Below are 6,482 nucleotides of genomic sequence, written 5' to 3'. Positions count from 1 at the left end.
TCCATCTTGAAAGCTGAACAAAAATCTGAGGCTGATATTTGGGAACAGCGCGAAAGAATAGAACTGTTGCAGCAGAAGTTAGATGAAATTGTCACTTTCGATCCTAACCTCAAATCCAAAATCCAAATACAAAGGCTCCCCGGCGCTACCTGCTTCTTTGGTGCGGTCGAGAACTGCGATCGCCTTTACACTACTTGGCAACGCTGCAACAAACCTTTGCACATCAAAGGGGCGGTAAAGTCGCACTTTCACTACACCAAGTTTTTCACCACGGGCGTTAAGATAATCTATCGTTTCATGGACGGTTTCACAGCCTGAACCCATAAGAACGATAACGCGATCGGCATCCTTTGCACCGTAATATTCATAGATTTTATAATGCCTTCCCGTGCGTTCTCCAAACTCATCCATGATGCGCTGGACAATTTTTGGACAAGCGTTGTAGTAAAGGTTAGCACCTTCCCGTCCTTGGAAGTAGACATCGGGATTTTGGGCAGTCCCCCGCAAGACTGGACGATCTGGGGTCAGCGCCCGGCTGCGGTGGGCGAGGATGAGATTATCGTGGATGAGCGATCGCAAATCTCCATCTGAAAGCAGTTTGACTTTCTGGACTTCATGTGAAGTGCGGAAGCCATCAAAGAAGTGCATAAATGAGACTCGCGTCTCTAAAGTAGCAGCATGGGCGATGAGAGCAAAATCTTGACTTTCTTGCACCGAAGCCGAACACAGCAGGGCAAAACCAGTCGCACGAGCCGCCATCACGTCGCTATGATCGCCAAAAATTGATAAAGCGTGGGTAGCCAAAGAACGGGCTGCAACGTGAACCACAGCGCTAGTCAACTCACCAGCAATTTTGTAGAAATTGGGAATCATCAACAATAATCCCTGAGATGCCGTGAAGGTGGTACTCAGGGAACCTGTTTGCAATGCCCCATGCACGGCTGCTGCGGCTCCCCCTTCACTTTGCATCTGCACAACGCTGGGAATAGTGCCCCAAAGGTTAGGACGACCTTCGGCTGACCAAGCATCTGCCCATTCACCCATTGCTGAAGAGGGGGTGATAGGATAAATGGCGATCGCTTCATTTAATTTGTAAGCAACACGGGCGACAGCTTCATTCCCATCAATGGTTGCAAAGGTTTTGTTCATAATCTGATTTTTGTCCCCGTCTCTCAGTGTAAATAGAAGAGCAGAATTCAGGAGTCAGTCATCAAAGTAATTTTTAATTGATAATGACGCTTGCAGACTCGCTAACACAATTTGTAGTTCCATCAGTGTGACCTTCCGTACTCTCTTAGAGGTTGAATGAACAAGTATTTCCCTGTAGTTTTAGGCACTCTTAGATCCCCTCTAACCCCCCTTTTTAAGGGGGGAATCGGAATCAAAGTCCCCCTTTTTAAGGGGAGCCACTGCGTTGGGCGGGCAATGCCCCACTTAAAGCACGTGGCGTGGATTTAGGGGGATCTAAAACTTTGGATACCGACAAGATGACTTGTTCATTCATCCTCTTAATTACGAATTACGAATTAGTTTTGTACCTTACTGAATGACAAACTGCTGTATAAATAGCCAGAGCTAGGAAGTCAGGGTATTAAAATTTTAAAGTCAAAGAGTTCTCGGTAGGATTTACCATTGTTTAAATGATGATTTATTAATGGCTTTCGGCTCTTTAATTAACTTTAAATAAATACTTCATATATTAGTATCTCATCCTAAATGCTGCATCTATTGATATGTATTAATCATGTACTCAATAGCCAAAAGACTTATTAGATAAGGCTTTCAGTTAATAGATTATTTTTTGTGGGGTATAGGGTCGGGTTTCTGTATCGTTTTCATCCCCGTTAGGGGAAGTGGTTATGTAAAGAGTTACCTTTTGGAAACCTTACCCAGACTGAGTTTCAGATACCCAAATCGACACACCTCTGAAAAATGACAAAAAATCTTCAAAAAAGCATCAAATTTGTCGCCTGAAACCCTTGCTACAAGAGCAATCGACACACCTCAACGGAATTATGCGGTTTTCAAGGATCGGGCGAGGTGTGTCGATGAGTTTCAACACACTGTATAAACAGTAAAATATGTTACCTAAAATTCTCAAGCTGTATTGCTTATTTTCCTGTCTCTAGTTGCTCCCGTTGCTTACCATACTCCCGCAGCTGTTTCAACAGAACTTCTTGGGATGAGTTAGGGATAGACGGACTGGGGGTTGGTTCAAGAGTGATTTCAGCACTTTCAAAATTAGCAGGTGAAGGATTAACTCCATAGACAGGTAGCGACTTGTCATTAGACATCGCCTGTTTGGTTGGTACTGGGTTAGGAGTTAGATTCTTTTGTTTGTTCACAGCAGCTTTTACCGAATCTAGAGTAGTAGCAACTTGCACTTGTTGCTGCATATCTTGTGTAGAAGAGACTAAACCACTTAAACCATTCACCAATTGCCGTAAATTTTTGCGGAAATTAGGATCGCCTGTCAATTCATCTAAATCAGATGTAATTTTTTGGGTATTTTCAAAGGTGACTCGTGCTGAATCTAAAGTTTGTTGCAGCAACACCACATTCTTGGGATCGTTTAAAGTTTTAGAAGCATCGCGTAAATTAGCTGAGGCTTGGGCTGCATTTGCTGAAAGAGTTTCTAAATTGTTGAGTAATTCTCCTTGAGTCAATCGATTGATCGATGGTGATAGGCTACTGACTGTAACACGTAGTTGGTTGCTGGTTTGGGTAATATTGTTTAAAGCGCCAACCAGTGAAGAACGATTTGTTGTCAACAGATTATCCAGATTTTTGATCAAACGATTTGCTTGAGTTGCAGTATCACCAAATTTATTTACTGTTTGATTTGCGGATGTATTAAGTTGATTTGTCGCTCGTTGCACTGAATTAGCAGTGCTTGAAAATGTATTTAGTTGTTGTCGCAAGCTTTTGGTCAAACCTTGTAAATCCTGACTTAGTTCAGTAAAACTCGATGCTGCGCCTGTGGTAGTTTCTAGAACCCTATTGACATTTCTATAAAATTTGGGGTTATTGTATGCAGCAGATAGCTCAGTTGAACTGCGAATTAGTTCATCAACACTGATGCCAATCTGACCTTTTAAGCGAGAGCCATTACAGACAATGAGACTGGTATCACAACTTTTATCTAGGGGTTTAGCAAGCACACCCCCAGTAGGTAATGTTGTTTTTGGTGTGATATCGATAATACTTTCGCTAATTAATCCACTTTGATTAGCTTCCACCAGTACATTTCGAGGCATAATTAAGTCAGTTTGGGCAATTTCAATTTCTACATCGATAGCATTCGCCTTTGGTAAAATCTTGTCAATAGTTCCGACTTTAACACCTCGATAGCGAACTATTGCTCCCTTTTGCATTCCGCCAGCGTTAGCAAATTCTACAATAATTTTGTATGAACGGCCAGCAGCAGTAAATCTATTTAACCACAGAAAGAGTAACCCAAATACCCCTATTCCTAGCAGGAGCAACAACCCCACAGAGCCTTCTCTAAATGTTCGCCCAGACGCGAAGCGGCTTGTCATCAGACCTCGCATTTTTTTCCTCCACCCAATAATTAGTTATGAGTTGGAAGTTAGGAGTTATGAATTGAGAGTTAGGAGTCAGGGGCTAGGAATTGGGATTATGAGTTATGAGTTATGAGTTATGAGTTATGAGTTATGAGTTATGAGTTGAATTTAACCCTCGCTCCTTATTGTTAACTCCTCACTTTTAACTCTTAACTTCTCACTTTTAACTCCTCACTCCTAACTTCTCACTTTTAACTCCTCACTCCTAACTTCTCACTTTCTAACCGACGACTTGAATCGGCCCTTTCACACTTCCACTTATAAATTGTTTGATCAACGGATTTTCTGTGTTGTATATCTCACTAACTGTACCTTGCCACTGCACTTTGCCTTCATAGAGAAATATAAGTCTATCAGCTGTCCGGCGGATAGTGCTGTCTTGGTGGGTAACAACAGCATAGGTACTACAAACTCCATGTAAACATTGCAAATAGCGGATTAAATCTTCGATTACTGTTGAGGCGATGGGATCGAGTCCGGCTGTTGGTTCGTCGTATAGTAGAACTTCTGGGCCTTCTGAGGGATTATCGGGGTTAGACATAATCGCACGGGCAAAACTTACCCGTTTTCGCATTCCCCCAGAAAGTTCGGCTGGGTAAAGGTCACTTATTGATGGCAAACCTACCATCTCCAATTTTTCTCGTACCAAATCTCGAATACGCGATCGCGGCAGCTTTGAATTTTGATAAAGTAAAAATCCCACATTCTCCTCCACCGTCAGCGAATCAAATAGCGCCGCCTGCTGAAACACCATACCAATGCCAACCTGCTGGCCACCATCCTCAATCAAACCGTCTCGCCGCACCCCTTGCACATAAATTTCTCCTTCATCTGGACTAAGTAACCCCGCCATTACCCGTAAAATTGTTGATTTACCAGTCCCTGATGGCCCAATAATCCCCAGTGCTTCTCCCCGGTAAATGGTTAAGTCTACATTATCTAGAACTTTATGGCTACCAAAGGACTTAGAAACACCTTTCAGTTCAATCAATGGTTCAGTCATTAGTTATTAGTCATTAGTCATTGGTGAGCCAGTGCCTTGGGCGGGTTCCCCAATTTGTACTCTTACCAGGAAGCAAGTTACTGGCAGGGCATTGTATAGTACATTATAAGTATATGATTAGCGTTTTAATTAGCAAACTTTATTTTTCTAGCATAATATTTAGTTATTTGCCATTCTTGATGTCCCAGAATCCCCTGACCCCAAGGCTGAGGAATACACCGTAGTAACTTAACGTCTCAGTAAATGCAAACTAAAACTCCAGTTTTCTGTGGACATTAGCAGATTCATTTAATAGTATATTCATCCTATTAGAGGCTATAACTACTCAGAAAAAAGCTACAGAAAAAATATTTAACCATTTGATGTGAGGAGAGCAATTTTGTTTAAAAAATAAAAATTCTCAGACTAACAACTTATCTTAATATAGGAATCCGGTTTGATTTCTGAAAATATCCGTAGGATGTGTTCGCGACAGCGTAACGCATCAAACCCTTGATAATAGTGCGTTACGAACTCCGTTCTAACACACTCTACAATACCTAATTTCGTTCAAAAATCAAATAGTAATCCTATATCTGGGCTGGTATTTATTTGCAAGTAATTTATAACTATTCGATAAAAATTAATTTTATTCCCATCGGAAGTTATTGTAATTAGCATATTCATTATATAACTTAAGAAACTAATAACATTCTTACTCAATCTTAAAGTTGGCAATTCCTAAAATTATTCACTACTATTGTAACAATTACTAAGAAAAATCCAAGTAGAGATTATGAGTAACCACTCAGAGCAGTTTGCAAGTGATAATTCCTCTGGTATTTGTCCAGAAGCGCTGGAATATATGATTAGGGCAAATCAAGGTAGTGTTCCAGCTTATGGAAATGATGAATGGACTCAAAAAGCAACAGATTATTTTCGGGAACTCTTTGAAATTGATTGTGAAGTATTTTTTACCTTTAATGGTACAGCCGCCAATTCTTTATCTTTGGCAGCCCTTTGTCAGTCATATCACAGCGTCATTTGCCATGAAACATCTCACATAGAAACAGATGAATGTGGCGCACCTGAATTTGCATCTAATGGTTCTAAACTGTTACTAGCTCAAGGTAAAAATGGCAAGTTAACATCAGAATCGATAGAGGCAATTGTCACTAGACGGACTGACATCCATTATCCCAAGCCTAAAGTTATTAGTATTACGCAATCAACAGAATTAGGAACTTTATATTCTATTGAAGAACTTCTAGAAATTAAAGAAGTTGCGGAAAAATATAACTTAAAGATTCACATGGATGGCGCTCGTTTTGCAAATGCAGTTGCTGCGATGAATAAAAGCCCTGCTGAAATTACTTGGAAAACTGGAGTAGATGTATTGTGCTTTTGTGGTACTAAGAATGGAATGGCATTAGGTGAAGCGATTCTTTTCTTCAACAAACAGTTAGCAGAAGATTTTGATTATCGATGTAAGCAAGCAGGTCAGTTAGCCTCAAAAATGCGGTTTATTTCTGCTCCCTGGTTAGGTTTATTAGAAACTGGTGCTTGGCTAAAAAATGCCAGACATGCCAATCAATGCGCTGAATACTTAGAAAATCAACTATTAAATATAGAAGGCGTTGATTTGATGTTTCCCAGAGAAGCCAACGCCGTGTTTGTTAAGTTACCTGAACAAGTTATTCACAGCTTAAAAGCAAATAACTGGCAGTTTTATACATTTATCGGTGTGGGAGGAGTACGTTTTATGTGTTCTTGGAATACGACTCAATCAAGGATTGATGAATTGATTGATGATATAAAAAAAGCAACAATAGCTATGTGATTGGTAAATTCGCTTTGTCCAGATATCCGACTTATTTAAAAAGTCGAGTATCTAATATCTATTACATCTGAGTTTG

Annotated in this window: 3 protein-coding genes and 1 pseudogene; 1 reads left to right on the top strand and 3 read right to left on the bottom strand. The window is 40.5% G+C overall.

The window, feature by feature from the left end; all coding sequences use genetic code 11:
- Positions 1–120 precede the first annotated feature (120 nt).
- From CDG79_RS19760 to CDG79_RS19750, 3 genes and pseudogenes are all read right to left on the bottom strand, one after another.
- Positions 121–1,149 (bottom strand): annotated as a pseudogene (locus CDG79_RS19760) (pyruvate:ferredoxin (flavodoxin) oxidoreductase); the annotation flags it as partial.
- 962 nt (positions 1,150–2,111) lie between these two features.
- A complete protein-coding gene (locus tag CDG79_RS19755) occupies positions 2,112–3,551 on the bottom strand; it encodes an MlaD family protein (protein ID WP_094343642.1) in 1,440 nt (479 codons plus the stop codon).
- A gap of 253 nt (positions 3,552–3,804) precedes the next feature.
- Positions 3,805–4,587, bottom strand: a complete 783-nt coding sequence (locus CDG79_RS19750; protein ID WP_094329172.1) for an ABC transporter ATP-binding protein — start codon at positions 4,585–4,587, stop codon at positions 3,805–3,807.
- Positions 4,588–5,362: 775 nt separating this feature from the next.
- On the opposite strand from CDG79_RS19750, the gene CDG79_RS19745 reads away from it, so the two are divergent.
- Entirely contained in the window at positions 5,363–6,406 is a 1,044-nt protein-coding gene (locus CDG79_RS19745) for a threonine aldolase family protein (protein WP_094343641.1), read from the top strand.
- The last annotated feature ends 76 nt before the right edge of the window (positions 6,407–6,482 follow it).

Origin of the sequence: Nostoc sp. 'Peltigera membranacea cyanobiont' 232 (assembly GCF_002245985.1) — a bacterium.
Classification (GTDB): domain Bacteria; phylum Cyanobacteriota; class Cyanobacteriia; order Cyanobacteriales; family Nostocaceae; genus Nostoc.
This window is presented reverse-complemented; position numbering and strand designations above follow the sequence as displayed.